This is a genomic window from Streptomyces sp. CA-142005, from assembly GCF_050942335.1.
In the GTDB taxonomy this organism is placed as follows: domain Bacteria; phylum Actinomycetota; class Actinomycetes; order Streptomycetales; family Streptomycetaceae; genus Streptomyces.
The window spans coordinates 3,386,857-3,402,819 of sequence record NZ_CP192078.1 but is presented as its reverse complement, the minus strand read 5'-3'; the positions used below and the strand labels follow the sequence as shown (position 1 = coordinate 3,402,819).

General features: G+C 73.9%; 2 protein-coding genes. Both read left to right on the top strand.

Going from position 1 to position 15,963, the window contains the following annotated elements:
• Window positions 1-23: 23 nt before the first annotated feature.
• Window positions 24-5,075: an amino acid adenylation domain-containing protein gene (locus tag ACQPXS_RS16065; protein ID WP_433449947.1), complete on the top strand. Its 5,052-nt coding sequence runs from the start codon at window positions 24-26 to the stop codon at window positions 5,073-5,075.
• A complete protein-coding gene (locus ACQPXS_RS16060) occupies window positions 5,072-15,949 on the top strand; it encodes an amino acid adenylation domain-containing protein (RefSeq protein WP_433449945.1) in 10,878 nt (3,625 codons plus the stop codon). The genes ACQPXS_RS16065 and ACQPXS_RS16060 overlap by 4 nt, the downstream gene beginning before the upstream one ends.
• Window positions 15,950-15,963: the final 14 nt, after the last annotated feature.

The following is a 15,963-nucleotide window of genomic DNA, read 5'->3' as shown; positions in this document are numbered from 1 at the left end:
CCAGGTCAGTGACAGGAGTTGCCGTGAACGCCGAACTGCTTCCGGAACGCTTCGCCGAGCAGGCGTTCCGCACGCCCCACGCCGTTGCCGTCGTCGACGGCGACCGGGCGGTGACGTACGAGGAGCTGGACCGCGCCTCCCTGCGCACGGCCCGCTGCCTCCGGGACCTGGGGGCGGGGCCCGAGACGCTGGTCGGGGTGTGCCTGCCCCGCAGCGTCGACCTGGTGGTCGCACTGCTGGGCGTCTGGCGGGCCGGTGCGGGCTACGTGCCGCTCGACCCCGCCCAGCCGCCGGCCCGCCTGTCCGGCCTGATCCACGACTCCGGGGCGGCCCTGGTGCTGGCCGGCCCGGACCTGGAGCACGCGGTGACCGAGGCCGGAGCCCGGCGCGTCGGTCCCGGGGACCTGCCGGGCGCCCCGGAGCGGGACGCGTCCGCGCCGCTGCCCGCAGTCCACCCGGACAACGTCGCGTACGCCATCTTCACCTCGGGCTCCACCGGGAAGCCCAAGGCCGTCGCCGTCACCCACGCGGGCATCGCGAACCGGGTCGGCTGGACCGTGGAGCGCCACGCCTTCGGCGCCGCGGACCGCGTGCTGCAGAAGACCACCATCGGCTTCGACGCCGCAGGGTGGGAGATCTTCGCACCGCTGGTCAGCGGCGGCACCGTCGTGCTCGCCCCGGCGGGCGCCGAACGCGACCCCGCCGCGCTGCTGCGCGCGGTCGCCGATCACGGCATCACCGTGCTGCAGGTCGTGCCCTCCGTGCTGCGCCTGCTCGTCGAGCAGAACCCCGAGGGCGGCGCGGACACCGCGGGCGACTGGGGCGGGTGCGGTTCCCTGCGGCTCCTGTTCTCCGCGGGCGAGACCCTGCACGGGGAGCTGGTCGCGCGGGTGCGGGACAGGGCCGGGGCGGACCTGGAGGTCTGGAACACCTACGGCCCGACCGAATGCTCCATCGACGTCACCGCCCAGCCCGTCGACGCCGCCCTCACGTCCGGACCGGTGGCCATCGGACGCCCCATCCCCGGCCTGCGGGTGCTCGTCCTCGACTCCAACGGTGCGCCCGTGCCGGTCGGTGTCCCCGGCGAGCTGTACGTCGGCGGCACCGGCGTCGCCCGCGGCTACGCCGGGCGCCCCGACCTGACCGCCGAGCGGTTCGTCCCCGACCCCTACGCCACCGAGCCCGGCGCGCGCCTGTACCGCACCGGGGACCAGGTGCGCTGGCGAGCCGACCGCACCCTGGAGTACCTCGGGCGCCTCGACCACCAGGTGAAGGTGAACGGCGTCCGGATCGAACCCGGTGAGATCGAGGCCGCTCTCGCCGCCCACCCCTGCGTCACCGGCGCCGTGGTCACGGCGTACCGGGCCGAGGACGGCGGCACGCGGCTGGCCGCTTACCTGACCGCGAGCGCCGGCGTGGACACCGCCGGCCTGCGGGCCTTCCTGGCCGAGCGGCTGCCCGACAGCCATGTCCCCGCGCTTTTCCACACCTTCGCCGCCTTCCCGCTGCTGCCCAACGGCAAGGTCGACCGGGCCGCGCTGCCGAGCCCGGACCAGATCGCCGCCGCGCACGGGCCCGCCTTCACGGCCCCGCGCGACACGGCGGAGCGGCTCGTCGCGGAGGTCTGGGCGGAGCTGCTCGGCCGGGAGAAGGTCGGGGCACACGACGACTTCTTCTCCCTGGGCGGCACGTCCCTCCAGCTGACCCGGCTCGCCGCGCGGCTGCGCGCCGCGTCGGGCGAGAAGCTCTCGCTGCGCGGCCTGTTCGCGGCCACCACCGTCGAGGCGCAGGCGAAGCTGATCGGCGCCGCCGCGACGTCCGGCGAGGAGGCGGGCATCCGCCCGGTGCCGCGCGGCGGGCGGCTGCCGCTGTCCTCGGGCCAGCGCCGCCTGTGGTTCCTGGACCGGATGCACCCCGGCAGCCCCGAGTGGGTCGCCCCGCTCTTCCTGCGGCTGCCCCCCGAACTGGACCCCGCGGCCGTGGGCGGTGCCCTGACCGCCCTGGCCGCCCGGCACGAGCCGCTGCGCACGCGCTACGTCGCCGAGGGCGGCGACGTGCGCCAGATCATCGACGCGCCGGGTACCGCCGGCATCGACCTGCGGGTGGCGGACGCCGCACGCGAGGATGTGCCCGCGCTCTTCGCCGACCAGTTCGGGCGCGGCTTCGACCTGGCCGCGGGCCCGCTGTGGCGGGCGCTGCTCGTCCGGCTGCCCGGCGAGGAACACCTGCTGCTGCTGACGCTGCACCACATCACCTGCGACGGCTGGTCGACGGTGGTGCTGGAGCGCGAACTGCGCGAGCTGTGCGCCGCCCACCTGGCCGGCCGCGAGCCCCGGCTGCAGGCCCTTCCCCTGCAGTACGCGGACTACGGCGCCTGGCAGCACACCCGGCTCAGCGACGAGCTCGTCGAGCGGGAGCTGGCCCACTGGCGGGCCGCCCTCGACGACATCGCCCCGGTCGACCTGCCCGCCGACCGCCCCCGGCCCGCGGTCCGTGACCCGCGCGGAGCAGTCGTGCCGTTCCGGGTCCCCGCACCGACCGCCGCGGCCCTCACCGAGCTCGGCCGTGCGCACGGTGCGACGCCGTTCATGACGCTGCTGACGGCGTACGCCACGCTCGTGGCGCGCTACAGCGGCCAGTGGGACGTGCCGGTCGGCACCCCGGTGGCCGGCCGCACCCGGCCCGAGACCGAGAACATGGTCGGCTTCTTCCTCAACTCCCTCGTGGTGCGCTGCGGCCTGACGCCCGACCTGAACTTCACCGAGGCCCTGGAACGCGTCCGGGAGGTCGCCCGTGCGGCCTTCGTCCACCAGGAGCTGCCCTTCGAACGGCTCGTCGACGAGCTGCAGCCCGAGCGCGACCTGTCCCGCACGCCGCTCTACCAGGTCGCCTTCGACCTGCACAGCGAGGGTGTGACCAGCGTCGTCACGCACGACGCGGACCTGGCCGCGTTCACCGAGGCCTGGCAGGTGGCCAAGACCGATCTGTCGCTGTTCATGCGGCAGACCCCCGAGGGCGCACTGGACGGCGTCCTGGAGTACGCCACCTCGCTGTTCGAGCGGGCCACCGCCGAGCGCATGGCCGGTCACTTCCTCACCCTCCTGGACCAGGTCGTGCGCCACCCCGGCCTGCCGCTCGGCGCCCTTGAGCTTCTCGGCGAGGAGGAGCGCCGCCGGCTGGTCGCCGACTGGAACGACACCGCGTGGACGACCGACGACCGCACCGTCTTCGAGCTGTTCGAGGACCGGGCCCGCACTGCCCCGGAGCGGGTCGCCCTGGCCTTCGGCGAGCACACCGTCGGCTACGGCGAGCTGGACACCGCCGCCAACCGGCTCGCGCAGCACCTGCGCACGCGGTGCGTGGGCGCCGAGTCGCGGGTCGCGGTGCTGCTGGACCGCGGGCCGGACCTGGTGACCGCGCTGCTCGCGGTGTGGAAGGCGAGCGGCGCCTATGTGCCCATCGACCCCGCCTACCCGGCGGAGCGCATCGCCGCGATGTGCGAGGCCGCCGGGGTACGCACGGTGGTGACCTCCTCCGTGTACGCGAAGCGGTTCACCGCATCCGGTGTGCGGGTGGTGTGCCTGGACACGGACGCGGACGACATCGCCGCGCGCCCCGGCGCCGCGCCCGCCCGGACCAGGGACCTGGACCGGCTCGCGTACACCGTCTTCACCTCGGGTTCGACCGGTGTGCCCAAGGGCGTCGAGGTCACCCACCGGGGCCTGGCCAACCACGTGGCCTGGGCCGCGCGGGAGCTGGCGGGGCACGACTACGGCGGCGCGGCGCTGTTCTCCTCGGTCGCCTTCGACCTCGTCGTACCCAACCTGTGGGCGCCCCTGGTCACCGGACAGCGGCTGTTCCTGCTGCCTCAGGACACGGACATGTCCGAGCTCGGCAAACGCCTGGCGGAGGCTGCCCCGTTCAGCTTCCTGAAGCTGACGCCGGGCCACCTGGACATCCTGGCGCACCAGCTCTCCCCGGCCCAGGCGAGCGCGCTGACCCCCCTGACGGTGGTGGCGGGCGAGCCGTTCACCCGGGCCGCGCTGGAGCGCTGGCGGGAGCTGGCCCCGGACATGCTGCTGATCAACGAGTACGGCCCGACCGAGGCCTCCGTCGGAACCAGCGTCTTCCCGGTGCCGCAGGACGAGGCGGCGCCGCTCCCCGACGTTCTCCCGATCGGCCTGCCGCTGCCCGGCATGACCATGTACGTGCTGGATCAGGCCCTGCGGCCCGTCCCGGTCGGTGTCGCGGGCGAGCTGTACGTCGGCGGCACCGGCGTGGCCCGAGGCTACGCCGGCCGCCCCGACCTCACGGCCGAGCGGTTCGTCCCCGATCCCTACTCCGCCCGGCCCGGTGCCCGCCTCTACCGCACCGGAGACCTGGTCCGCCGGCTGCCGGACGGGAACGTGGCCTTCCTCGGCCGCCTCGACGACCAGGTCAAGATCCGCGGCTACCGCGTCGAGCCCGGCGAGATCCGGGCCGTCGTGGAGCAGCACCCCGCCGTGCGCGAGGCCGTGGTCACCGTGCACCGCCCCGAGGGCGGCGAACCCGCGCTGGCCTGCTACGCGGTGCCCGCCGAGCCCGGTGCCGCGCTGCCCGACCTCACCGCCCACTGCGCGCAGCGGCTGCCCGAGTACATGATCCCGGCGACCTTCACCGCCCTGGACGCCCTGCCCGTCAACGCCAACGGCAAGCTCGACCGCCGGGCGCTGCCCGAGCCCGGGCGGCCCGCGGACGGGGCGCACGTCCTGCCGAGCGGGCCCGTCGAGGAGCGAATCGCCGAGATCTGGGCCGAACTGCTCGGCGTCCGGGCCTCGGCGCACGACAACTTCTTTCACATCGGCGGCAACTCGATCCTCGCGATCCGCCTGATCTCGCACATCCAGCAGGACTTCGGGATCGACTTCGCCGTCCGCACCGTCTTCGAGGGCCCGACGATCGCCCAGCTCGCTGCCACGGTCGAGCAGCGCGTCACCGCCGAGGTGGCCGCGCTCTCCGACGACGACCTGCTGAACGCCGTCGGCCCCCTCGCCACGGCCGACCTCACCCCGCCGACCAAGGAGCACCAGGCATGAGCACCGGGGAAATGGAGAAGCCCGTCGACTCGGGCACGGATGCCGACGCGCTCCGCGCCGAGCTGCTGCGCCGGCGACTCGCGGGCCGGCGCGGCGCCGCGCCGCACCGCGCCGAGATTCCCCGCGCCGACCGGAACGCCCCGCTGCCCCTGTCGCACGGTCAGCAGCAGATGTGGTTCCTCAGCCGACTGGAGCCCGACAGCCCCGAGTACCTGGTGCCGCTGGTCCTCAGGCTGCGCGGCCACCTCGACGCCGACGCGCTGGAACAGGCCTGGCAGGGCGTGCTGGAGCGGCACGAGATCCTGCGCACCCGCTACGTCCTCGAGGACGACGAGCCGGTCCAGGTCGTCGACGCCCCGGCGCCGCTGTCCCTGGAGCGGTCCGCGGCGGCCGACGACGACGCCGTGCGCGCCCTGGTCGAGGCGGACCTGGCCCGGACGTTCGACCTCGGCCGCGACTGGCCGGTGCGCGGCCGGCTGATCCGGGTCGCCGCCGACGAGCACGTGCTCGCCGTGGTGTTCCACCACATCGCCTGCGACGCCTGGTCCACCGAGGTCTTCGGCCGGGAACTCTGCGCGGCGTACACGGGCGCGACCCCGGCCCCGCCCGCCCTGCAGTACGCCGACTTCGCGGCCTGGCAGCGTTCGACCACGACCAATGAGGTGATCTCGCGTCACCTCCGTTACTGGACCGGGCAGCTGGCCGGTCTCGCGCCGCTGGACCTGCCGGCCGACCGGCCCCGCCCGGCGGTGCGCGACGGCGCCGGGGACGCGGTGCCGTTCCAGGTGCCCGAGGCACTCGCGGCCCGGCTCCGCGAGCTGGCCGCCGCTCACGACAGCACACTGTTCATGGTGTTCCTGGCCGCTTTCCAGACCCTGCTCGCCCGCTACACCGGCCGCTCGGACATCGCGGTCGGCACGGTGGTCTCCGGCCGCGGCCGCCCCGAGCTCCAGCAGATGATCGGCTACGGCATCAACAGCCTGGTGATGCGCGGCGACCTGTCCCATGACCCGGCGTTCACCGAGCTGCTCTCCCGCACCCGCGCCACCGTGCTGGACGCCTACGACCACCAGGACGTGCCCTTCGCGCGGATCGTGGAGGAGATCGCCCCCGAGCGTGACCTGACGCGCACACCGCTGTTCCAGGTCGCCTTCACCCTGCACGGCGACCGGAGCGCGGCGTTTGAGCTGCCCGGCGTCGAGGTGTCGCCGTTCGAGGGCTCGGGCCGGGTCGCCAAGTTCGACCTGGACCTGCAGCTGCGCGAGGGCACCGACGGATCGCTCGGCGGGCACCTGGAGTACGCGGCGGCGCTGTTCGACCGTACGACGGTGGAGCGGCTGCGCGGTCACCTCCTGCGGCTGCTCGCGAGCATCGCCGCCGACCCCGGTGCGACGCTGTCCGCGCTGGAGGTCATCGGCGAGGAGGAGCGGGCCCTGCTTACCGGCCCGCCCCAGCAGCCGCGCCCGGTGACCCGCCGGGTGCACGAGCTGTTCGAGGAGCAGGCCGCGCGCACCCCGGACCGAGTCGCCGTCACCTTCGCCGGCACGGACCTGACGTACGCCGAACTCAACGCGCGCGCCAACCGCGTCGCGCACGCCCTGATCGCCAGAGGAGCCGGCCCGGAGACCCTGGTCGGTCTGAGCCTGGAGCGCGGCGCCGACCTGATCCCCGCGCTGCTCGGCATCCTGAAGTCCGGTGCCGGCTATCTCCCGCTGGACCCGGCGAACCCCGCCGACCGGATCGCCTACATCGTGCGGGACGCGCGGGCACCGCTGGTCGTCACCACGCAGGCGCACGCCGGGCTGTTCGACGGCGACCTGCTGCTGCTCGACGCGGACGCGGAGCTGATCGCGGCGCAGCCCGACACCGACCCGGCGGTCCCCGGCAGCCCCGGGAACCTGATCTACACGATCTACACCTCGGGGTCGACCGGCCGGCCGAAGGGCGTCGCGCTCACCCACGGCAACGTGGTCCGCCTCATGGACCGCGGCCACGAGCACTTCGCCTTCGACGCGGCCGACGTGTGGACGCTGTTCCACAGCTATGCCTTCGACTTCTCCGTCTGGGAGATGTGGGGAGCGCTGCTGTACGGCGGGCGCCTGGTCGTCGTGCCGGACTCCGTCGTGCGTTCCCCCGAGGAGTTCCTCGCCCTGCTGGTGCGCGAACGGGTCACGTTCCTCAACCAGACGCCCACCGCCTTCCGCGCGCTGGTCGACACCGACGCGGACCTGGCCCTGCGCGCGGTGGTCTTCGGCGGCGAGAAGCTGGAGGTCTCCGAACTGCGGCCCTGGGCCAACCGGTTCGGCCTGGAGCGGATCGCCCTGGTCAACATGTACGGCATCACCGAGACCACGGTCCACACCACCTATCGCCGCCTCACCGAACGGGACCTGGATCCGCAGGCGGGCAATCCGGTCGGCCACCCGCTGGCCGACCTGCGGGTCCTCCTGCTGGACGAGGACGGCCGGCTGGTGCCGCTGGGCGTGCCCGGCGAGATCTGCGTCGGCGGTGCCGGAGTAGCGCGCGGCTACCTCAACCAGCCGGGTCTGACCGCGCAGCGGTTCGTGCCCGACCCGTTCGGACCGCTCGGGTCCCGCCTGTACCGCAGCGGTGACCTGGCTCGCCGGCTGGCCGACGGCAGCCTGGAGTTCCTGGGCCGCCTCGACGACCAGGTCAAGATCCGCGGCTTCCGCATCGAACTGGGCGAGATCGAGACGGGCCTGGCCGCCCATCCGCAGGTGCGGGACGCCGTCGTGCTGGTGCGTGAGGACACGCCCGGGGACAAGCGGCTCGTCGCGTACGTCACGCGCGCCGGGGACACCGTGCCGGATCCGGCCGCACTGCGCTCCCATCTGGCGGCTCGGCTGCCCGGGTACATGGTTCCGGCCGCGTTCGTCGTCCTGGACGCGCTGCCCTTGACCACCAACGGCAAGCTCGACAAGCGCGCCCTGCCGGCCCCCGGCCAGGACGCCTTGGGCTCCGCGGGCTTCGTCGCCCCGCGCACGGTCGCCGAGGAGCGGATCGCCGCCGTGTGGGCGGATGTCCTGGGGCTGGAGCGGGTCGGCGTCGAGGACGGCTTCTTCGACCTGGGCGGGCACTCCATCCGCGCCGTCACCCTGGTGGGCCGACTGCGCGCCATCGGCTACGACCTCGCCGTACGCGACGTGTTCGAGTACCGTACGGTCGCCCGCATCGCCGAGCTGGTCACCGGGCGCCCGGCGCCGGCGGACGCCGACCGCACGGTCGCGCCGTTCGCGTCGATCACGGCCGAGGACACGGCCCGGCTGCCCGAGGGGATCGTCGACGCCTACCCGCTGTCGCAGGTACAGCTCGGCATGGTCGTCGAGATGCTGACCGACGACGGCAAGCACCCCTACCACAACGCCACGTCGTTCCGGATCCGCGACGACCGGCCCTTCTCGGCGCAGGCGCTGCGGGCGGCCGCCGCGGTCGTCGCCGACCGCCACGAGGTGCTGCGCACCTCCTTCGACCTCACCGCGTACTCCGTGCCGATGCAGCTGGTGCACGCGACCGCCGAACTGCCGGTGGCCGTATACGACGTCTCGCACCTGGTGGAGGACGAACTCCTCAGCACTCTCAGGGAGTTCGTCCGGCAGGAGCGCGCCGAGCTGTTCGACCTCGCCGTCCCACCGCTGCTGCGTCTGTCCGCCCATGTGGCGGGCGACGGCAGCTGGTGGATCACCAACACCGAATGCCACGCGATCCTGGACGGCTGGAGCCACCACTCGCTGCTCATGGAGGTGCTGGAGGAGTACGTCCGCATCCGCGACGGCCGGGATCCCGCCGAGCAGCCGCGCCCCGCCGTCCGGTTCGCCGACTTCATCGCCGCGGAGCTGGACGCCATCGGGTCCGCGGAGTCCCGCGCCTACTGGCAGTCGGTCGTGGACGGTCACGCCCGGCTGACCGTGCCCGCCCCGTGGCGCGGCGACCCGGACGACCCCGGCGCCCCCTACCGGGTGCCCGTGCCGTTCCACGACCTCGAGGACCGGCTGCGCGCGCTCGCTTCGAAGGCCGGCGCCTCGCTCAAGAGCGTGCTGCACGCCGCCCACTTGAAGACGCTCAGCATGCTCACCGAGGAGGAGCGCTTCTTCACCGGTCTGGTGTGCAACGCCCGGCCCGAGGTGCTGGGCGCCGACCGCGTCTACGGCATGCACCTGAACACGCTGCCGTTCGCGTACGACCGTTCGGCGGCCACTTGGCGTGAGCTCGTCGCCGCCGTGTTCGCCCGCGAGGTCGAGCTGTGGCCGCACCGCGCCTATCCGATGCCGGTCATCCAGCGCGAACTCGCCGACGGCGAGCGGCTGGTCGACATCCGCTTCAGCTACCACGACTTCGACCAGGTCGACCACGAGCAGGTCGACTACCTCGCCAGCATCGACGACAGCCCCACGGAGTTCTCGCTCGGCGTCTCGGCCCGCATCGGCCACCTCGTGCTCACCGCTGCCCCGCGCACCTTGAGCCGTTCCGGCACGGACCGCCTCGCGCACATGCTGCGCCAGGTCCTACAGGCCATGGCCGCGGACCCGGAGGGTGATGCGCGGGCCTCGTTCCTGCCGGAGGGCGAACGGCACCGGCAGCTGGTGGAGTGGAACGACACCGCCTACGCGGAGGCGTCCGCGTCCGTGCTCCAGCGGTTCGAGGAGCAGGCCGCCCGCGTTCCGGAGGCGGTCGCCGTCGAGCACTCCGGCGCCACCGTCTCCTACGGCGAACTCGACGCCCGCGCCAACCGGCTGGCCCACCACCTGCGCGGCCTCGGCGTGACGGCGGAGTCCCGCGTCCTGGTACAGCTCGACCGCGGGCCCGACCTGCTCACCGCACTGCTCGCGGTGTGGAAGGCGGGCGGCGCCTACGTGCCGGCCGACCCCGCCCATCCGGCGGCGCGCGTGGCCACCATGCGCGAGGCCTCCGCGGCCGTGGTCACGCTCACCGAACTGCCGGATGCCGACGTGCTGGCCGCGCTGCCCGACACGGCGCCGGCGCGCGGAGACGATCCGGACGGGCTGGCGTACGTGGTCTTCACCTCGGGTTCGACCGGTGTGCCCAAGGGCGTCGAGGTCACCCACCGGGGTCTGGCCAATCACGTGGGGTGGGCGGCGCGCGAGCTGGCCTCCCGCGGCACGGGCGGTGCTCCCCTGTTCTCGTCGGTCGCCTTCGACCTCGTCGTCCCCAACCTGTGGGCGCCGCTGGTCGTGGGCCAGACCGTGCACACGGTCGGGCAGAACGTCGACCTGGCCGACCTGGGACAGCGGCTCACCGCCTCGGCCCCCTACAGCTTCGTCAAGCTCACCCCCGGACATCTGGACGTCCTGGCCCGGCAGCTCACCGCCGAGGAGGCGGCCGCGCTCGCCCCGGTCCTGGTGGTGGCGGGCGAGGCGTTCACCACGGCCACGCTGGAGCGGTGGCGCGCGCTCGCCCCCGACACGGAGCTGATCAACGAGTACGGTCCGACGGAGGCGTCGGTGGGTTCGACCGTGTTCCCGGTGCGGGAGCCGGTGGGGCGCGAGGTGGTGCCGATCGGCCGGCCGTTGCCGAACATGCGGACGTATGTGCTGGACGCGGCGCTGGAGCCGGTGCCGGTCGGGGTCGCGGGCGAGTTGTACGTGGGCGGTACGGGTGTGGCCCGCGGGTATGCGGGGCGTGCCGATCTGACGGCCGAGCGGTTCGTGCCGGATCCGTACGCCGGCACGCCGGGTGCGCGGATGTACCGCACGGGTGACCTGGTGCGTCAACTGCCGGACGGGAACGTCGAGTTCCTGGGCCGGATCGACGACCAGGTCAAGATCCGGGGCTACCGGGTCGAACTCGGCGAGATCCAGGCGGTGCTGACCGACCACCCCGCCGTCCGCGAGGCGTTCGTGACGACCCACGACGGCGAGCTGACCGCGTACTACGCGCCCGCCGAGGCGTCCGCGGACTCCGTCCGCGCGCACCTGACCGACCGCCTGCCCGACTACATGCTGCCCGCGGCCTTCGTGGCGCTGGAGGCGATGCCGCTCAACGCCAACGGCAAGGTCGACCGCCGCGCCCTGCCCGCCCCGGACGTCGCCGAGGAGGCCGGCGACGGCTACGTCGCCCCGCGCACGGTGACCGAGGAGCGGATCGCCGAGGTGTGGGCCCAGGTGCTGGGCCTGGAGCGGGTCGGCGTCGAGGACGGCTTCTTCGAGATCGGCGGACACTCGATCCGAGCCGTCGCCCTCGTCGGCGCCCTGCGCTCTGCCGGGTACGACATCGGCGTCCGTGACGTCTTCGAACACCGCACGGTCGCCGAGCTCGGCGAGTTCCTCACCGGACGGCCCGCGCGCACGGAGATCGACACACCCGTCGAGCCGTTCGCGCTGATCGCCCCCGAGGACCGGGCACTGCTGCCCGACGACGCCGTGGACGCCTACCCGCTGACCCAGGTGCAGCTCGGCATGGTCCTGGAGATGCTGGCGGACGACACGAAGCACGCCTACCACAACGTGTCGTCGTTCCGGATCACGGAGTCCGAGCCGTTCTCCGCCGAGGCGCTGGGCGCCGCCGCCCGGGTGGTCACGGCCCGCCACGAGATGCTGCGCACCTCCTTCCACCTGGACGGCTACACAGGGCCGCTGCAAGTGGTGCGCGCCGAGGCCGAGATCCCCGTGAGCGTGTACGACCTGAGGGGCCTGGACGAGGCCGGACGCGCGGCCGCCGTCGAGGAGTTCCTCACCCGGGAGCGCGCCGACCTGTTCGATCTGGAGCGGGCGCCGCTGCTGCGGATGGCCGCGCACGTCGAGGACGACGGCTGGCGGCTCGGGGTGACCGTCTGCCACGCCATCACCGAGGGCTGGAGCCACCGCGCCCTGCTGATGGAGCTGCTCGACGAGTACCGGCGCGTGCGCGAGGGCGGACAGCCGACCTCGGCACCCGCTCCCTCCGTGCGCTACGCCGACTTCGTCGCCGCCGAACTGCGCTCCCTGGAGTCCGAGCGGGACCGGGCGTACTGGGCGGAGGTCACCGGAGGCCATGCGCGTTTCTCCCTTCCGGGGGCCTGGGCGGGGGACCGCACGGCCGAACGCGAGCGGTACCGGGCCGCGGTGGAGCTGAAGAAGTTCGAGCCGGGGCTGCGCGCCCTTGCGGCACGGGCCCGGGTCTCGGTCAAGAGCGTGCTGCTCGCCGCGCACCTGAAGGTGCTCAGCCTGCTCACCGAGGACAGCCGTTTCCACTCCGGTCTCGTCTTCAGCGCCCGCCCCGAGGCCCCGGGCGCCGACCGGGTGTACGGCATGTACCTCAACACCCTGCCGTTCGCCTTCGACGCGGACCGCGACCGCACCTGGGAGGAGCTCGTCCGCGAGGTCTTCGCCCATGAGGCGGGCATGTGGGAGCACCGCCGCTACCCGATGCCCGCGATCCAGCGCGACGCCGGGGCGGAGCGCCTCCTCGACGTCCGCTTCAGCTACCAGGACTTCGACCACGTCGACACCGCACGCGTCGACGTCGGCGGCAGCTCCGCCGAGGGCGCGACCGAGTTCGACCTGGCGGTGTCGGCGGTCTCCGGGTACCTGCTGCTGACCACGCACACACACGCACTGTCCCGGGCGAACACCGACCGGCTGACCGCGCTGTACGAGGCGGTGCTGTCCGCCATGGTCCAGGATCCCGAGGGAGACGCCCGGATCGCGCCGCTGCCGGCCGGGGAGCGCGAGCGGCAGCTGGTGGAGTGGAACGACACCGCGTACGCGGAGGCGTCCGCGTCCGTGCTCCAGCGGTTCGAGGAGCAGGCCGCCCGCGTCCCGGACGCCCCGGCGGTGAGCCTCGGCCCCGACTCGGTGACCTACGCGGAGCTGGACGCGCGGGCCAACCGGCTCGCGCACGCGCTGCGGGACCGCGGCGTCGGCGCGGAGACGCGGGTCGCGGTCCAGCTGGACCGGGGCCCCGCCCTGATCACGGCACTCCTCGCGATCTGGAAGGCGGGCGGCGCGTACGTGCCGGTCGACCCGTCCTACCCCGCCGAGCGCGTCGCCTCCATCGTGGCGACGTCCGGCGCCCGGGTGGCGATCACGTCCGAGCCGTACACGGACCGGTTCCGCGGCACCGCGGTGCTGCTCGCCGACGAGGACGTCAGCGCCCTGCCGGCGACGGCGCCGGCGCGCGGAGACGATCCGGACGGGCTGGCGTACGTGGTCTTCACCTCGGGTTCGACCGGTGTGCCCAAGGGCGTCGAGGTCACCCACCGGGGTCTGGCCAATCACGTGGGGTGGGCGGCGCGCGAGCTGGCCTCCCGCGGCACGGGCGGTGCTCCGCTGTTCTCGTCGGTCGCCTTCGACCTGGTGGTCCCCAACCTGTGGGCGCCGCTGGTCACCGGACAGCGGGTGTTCGCGGTGGCGCAGGACACGCCTCCGGCGGAGCTGGGCCGCGCCCTGCTGGCCGGCGCGCCCTACAGCTTCGTGAAGCTGACGCCCGGACACCTGGACCTGCTCGCCGAGCAGCTCACCACCGAGCAGGCGGAGGAACTCGCCGCGGTGACGGTGGTGGCGGGCGAGGCGCTGCCCGGGACCACCGCCGACCGGTCGCTGGCGATCCTCGGCCCGGAACGCCTGATCAACGAGTACGGTCCGACGGAGGCGTCGGTGGGTTCGACCGTGTTCCCGGTGCGGGAGCCGGTGGGGCGCGAGGTGGTGCCGATCGGCCGGCCGTTGCCGAACATGCGGACGTATGTGCTGGACGCGGCGCTGGAGCCGGTGCCGGTCGGGGTCGCGGGCGAGTTGTACGTGGGCGGTACGGGTGTGGCCCGCGGGTATGCGGGGCGTGCCGATCTGACGGCCGAGCGGTTCGTGCCGGATCCGTACGCCGGCACGCCGGGTGCGCGGATGTACCGCACGGGTGACCTGGTGCGTCAACTGCCGGACGGGAACGTCGAGTTCCTGGGCCGGATCGACGACCAGGTCAAGATCCGGGGCTACCGGGTCGAACTCGGCGAGATCCAGGCGGTGCTGACCGACCACCCCGCCGTCCGCGAGGCGTTCGTGACGACCCACGAGCCGGTTCCCGGTGACCGCCGCCTGGTCGCGTACTGGACGGCGACGGCGGACGCCGCCGAGCCGTCCGCCGAGGAGCTGTCCGGACACTGCGCGGCGCGGCTGCCCGAGTACATGCTGCCCGCGGCCTTCGTGGCGCTGGAGGCGATGCCGCTCAACGCCAACGGCAAGGTCGACCGCCGCGCCCTGCCCCTGCCCGGCCGCGGAGCACTGCGCACCGGCACGGACCACGTGCCGCCCCGCACGCCCACGGAGAAGGCGCTGGCCGCCATCTGGTCGGACGTCCTGGGCGTCGCCGAGATCGGCGTCCACGACCGCTTCTTCGACCTCGGCGGCCACTCGCTGCTGATGATCAAGGTTCTGGCGGAGGCCCGCGCGGCCGGGCTGGCGGTCTCGATCTACCGGATGTACCAGCACGACACCCTGATCGACCTGGCGGCGGCGGTCGACGCGGACACCTCGGCACAGGCCGCACCGGGGAACACCGGCACCCCGCCCGCCGGGCAAACGGTGAGCGCGGACACCCCCTCCACCGGGATGCCGGGCGAGGACGCCGCGGACCGTGCCCCCGCCACCGTCGAGGTACCCACCGAACTGCTGGCACGGCTGCTGCAGCAGGCCGCAGCGGGTGATCCCGACGCGCTGGCGACCGGGGCGCCGGCGGAGGCCGCCGCCCTGATCGGGGCGGTGGTGCCGGCACAGCGCGGCCCCGCGGCGGGCACGGCCGGACCGGTCGCGAGCGTGCCAGGGATCGATGCCGTCATGGCCGACCACCATGTGCCCGGCCTCGCCCTCGCCGTCATCCATGACGGCGCGGTCGCGTCCGTGGCGGGCCACGGCGTGCTGGCCGCGGGCGGCAACGCGCTCGTGACGGCGCGGACTCTCTTCCAGGTCGGCTCCATCAGCAAACACGTGACCGCGCTGGGCGTGCTGCGCCTGGTGGACGAGGGGGTGATCGACCTCGACACGGACATCGAAACCTACCTGACGTCCTGGCACCTGGCCGACGCCCCGGACGCCCCCGGACCGGTCACCCCGCGGATGCTGCTCGGGCACCGCGCCGGCCTCGCCCGGCAGCGCAGCGTCGGGTTCCGGCCCGGCGAGCCGATGCCGAGCCTGCTCGACCTGCTGGACGGCAGGCCGCCTGCCCACACGTCACGGGTGCGCCGCGAACTGCCGCCGGGCGGGACCTTCCGCAAGAGCAGCACGCACTACTGGGTCCTCCAGCAACTGCTGGAGGACGCCACGGGGGAGGAGTTCGAGCCGCTGATGCGGCGTCTGGTGCTGGACCCGCTCGGTCTCGCCGACACCAGCTTCGACCAGGACCACCCGCGCACCTCCGGGCTTTCCACGGCCCTCGGCCACGACGCCCACGGCGCCGTACTCAAGGGCGGCTGGCGCACCCGCGCGCACCTGGCGGCCGCCGGCCTGTGGACGACCGCGGTCGACACCGCCCGGTTCGTGGTCGCCGTGCGGGACGCCCTGCTCGGTGCACCGGGCGCGCTGGTGCCGCAGGCCCTCGCCCGTGAGCTGCTGGCGGGCGAGACCGGCACCTTCTACGGGCTCGGCACGATCGTCGACGACAGCGGCGACGACCTGGAGTTCGGCCACGGGGGCGAGCCCTCGGGCTACTGGAACATGGCGATCAGCCGGCTCCACGGCGGCACCGGTTTCGTCGCGCTGACCAACGCCGACTCCGGCAAGGCGGTGGTCAAGCACCTCACCGCCGAACTGGGCCGCGACGACAGCGCCTTCGGTACTGGGCGACTGGCCGCCGACTGGCGCGCCGCCGGGCGGTCCGCCGAGCTCCCCGCGGTCCTCGCCCCTGTCGTCACCGACGAGGAGCGGGCATGACCCGCGCCTCCCAC

Excerpts from the sequence above, each read along its gene's own strand:
- ACQPXS_RS16060 (WP_433449945.1), top strand. The coding sequence starts at position 5,072 with ATGAGCACCGGGGAAATGGAGAAGCCCGTCGACTCGGGCACGGATGCC.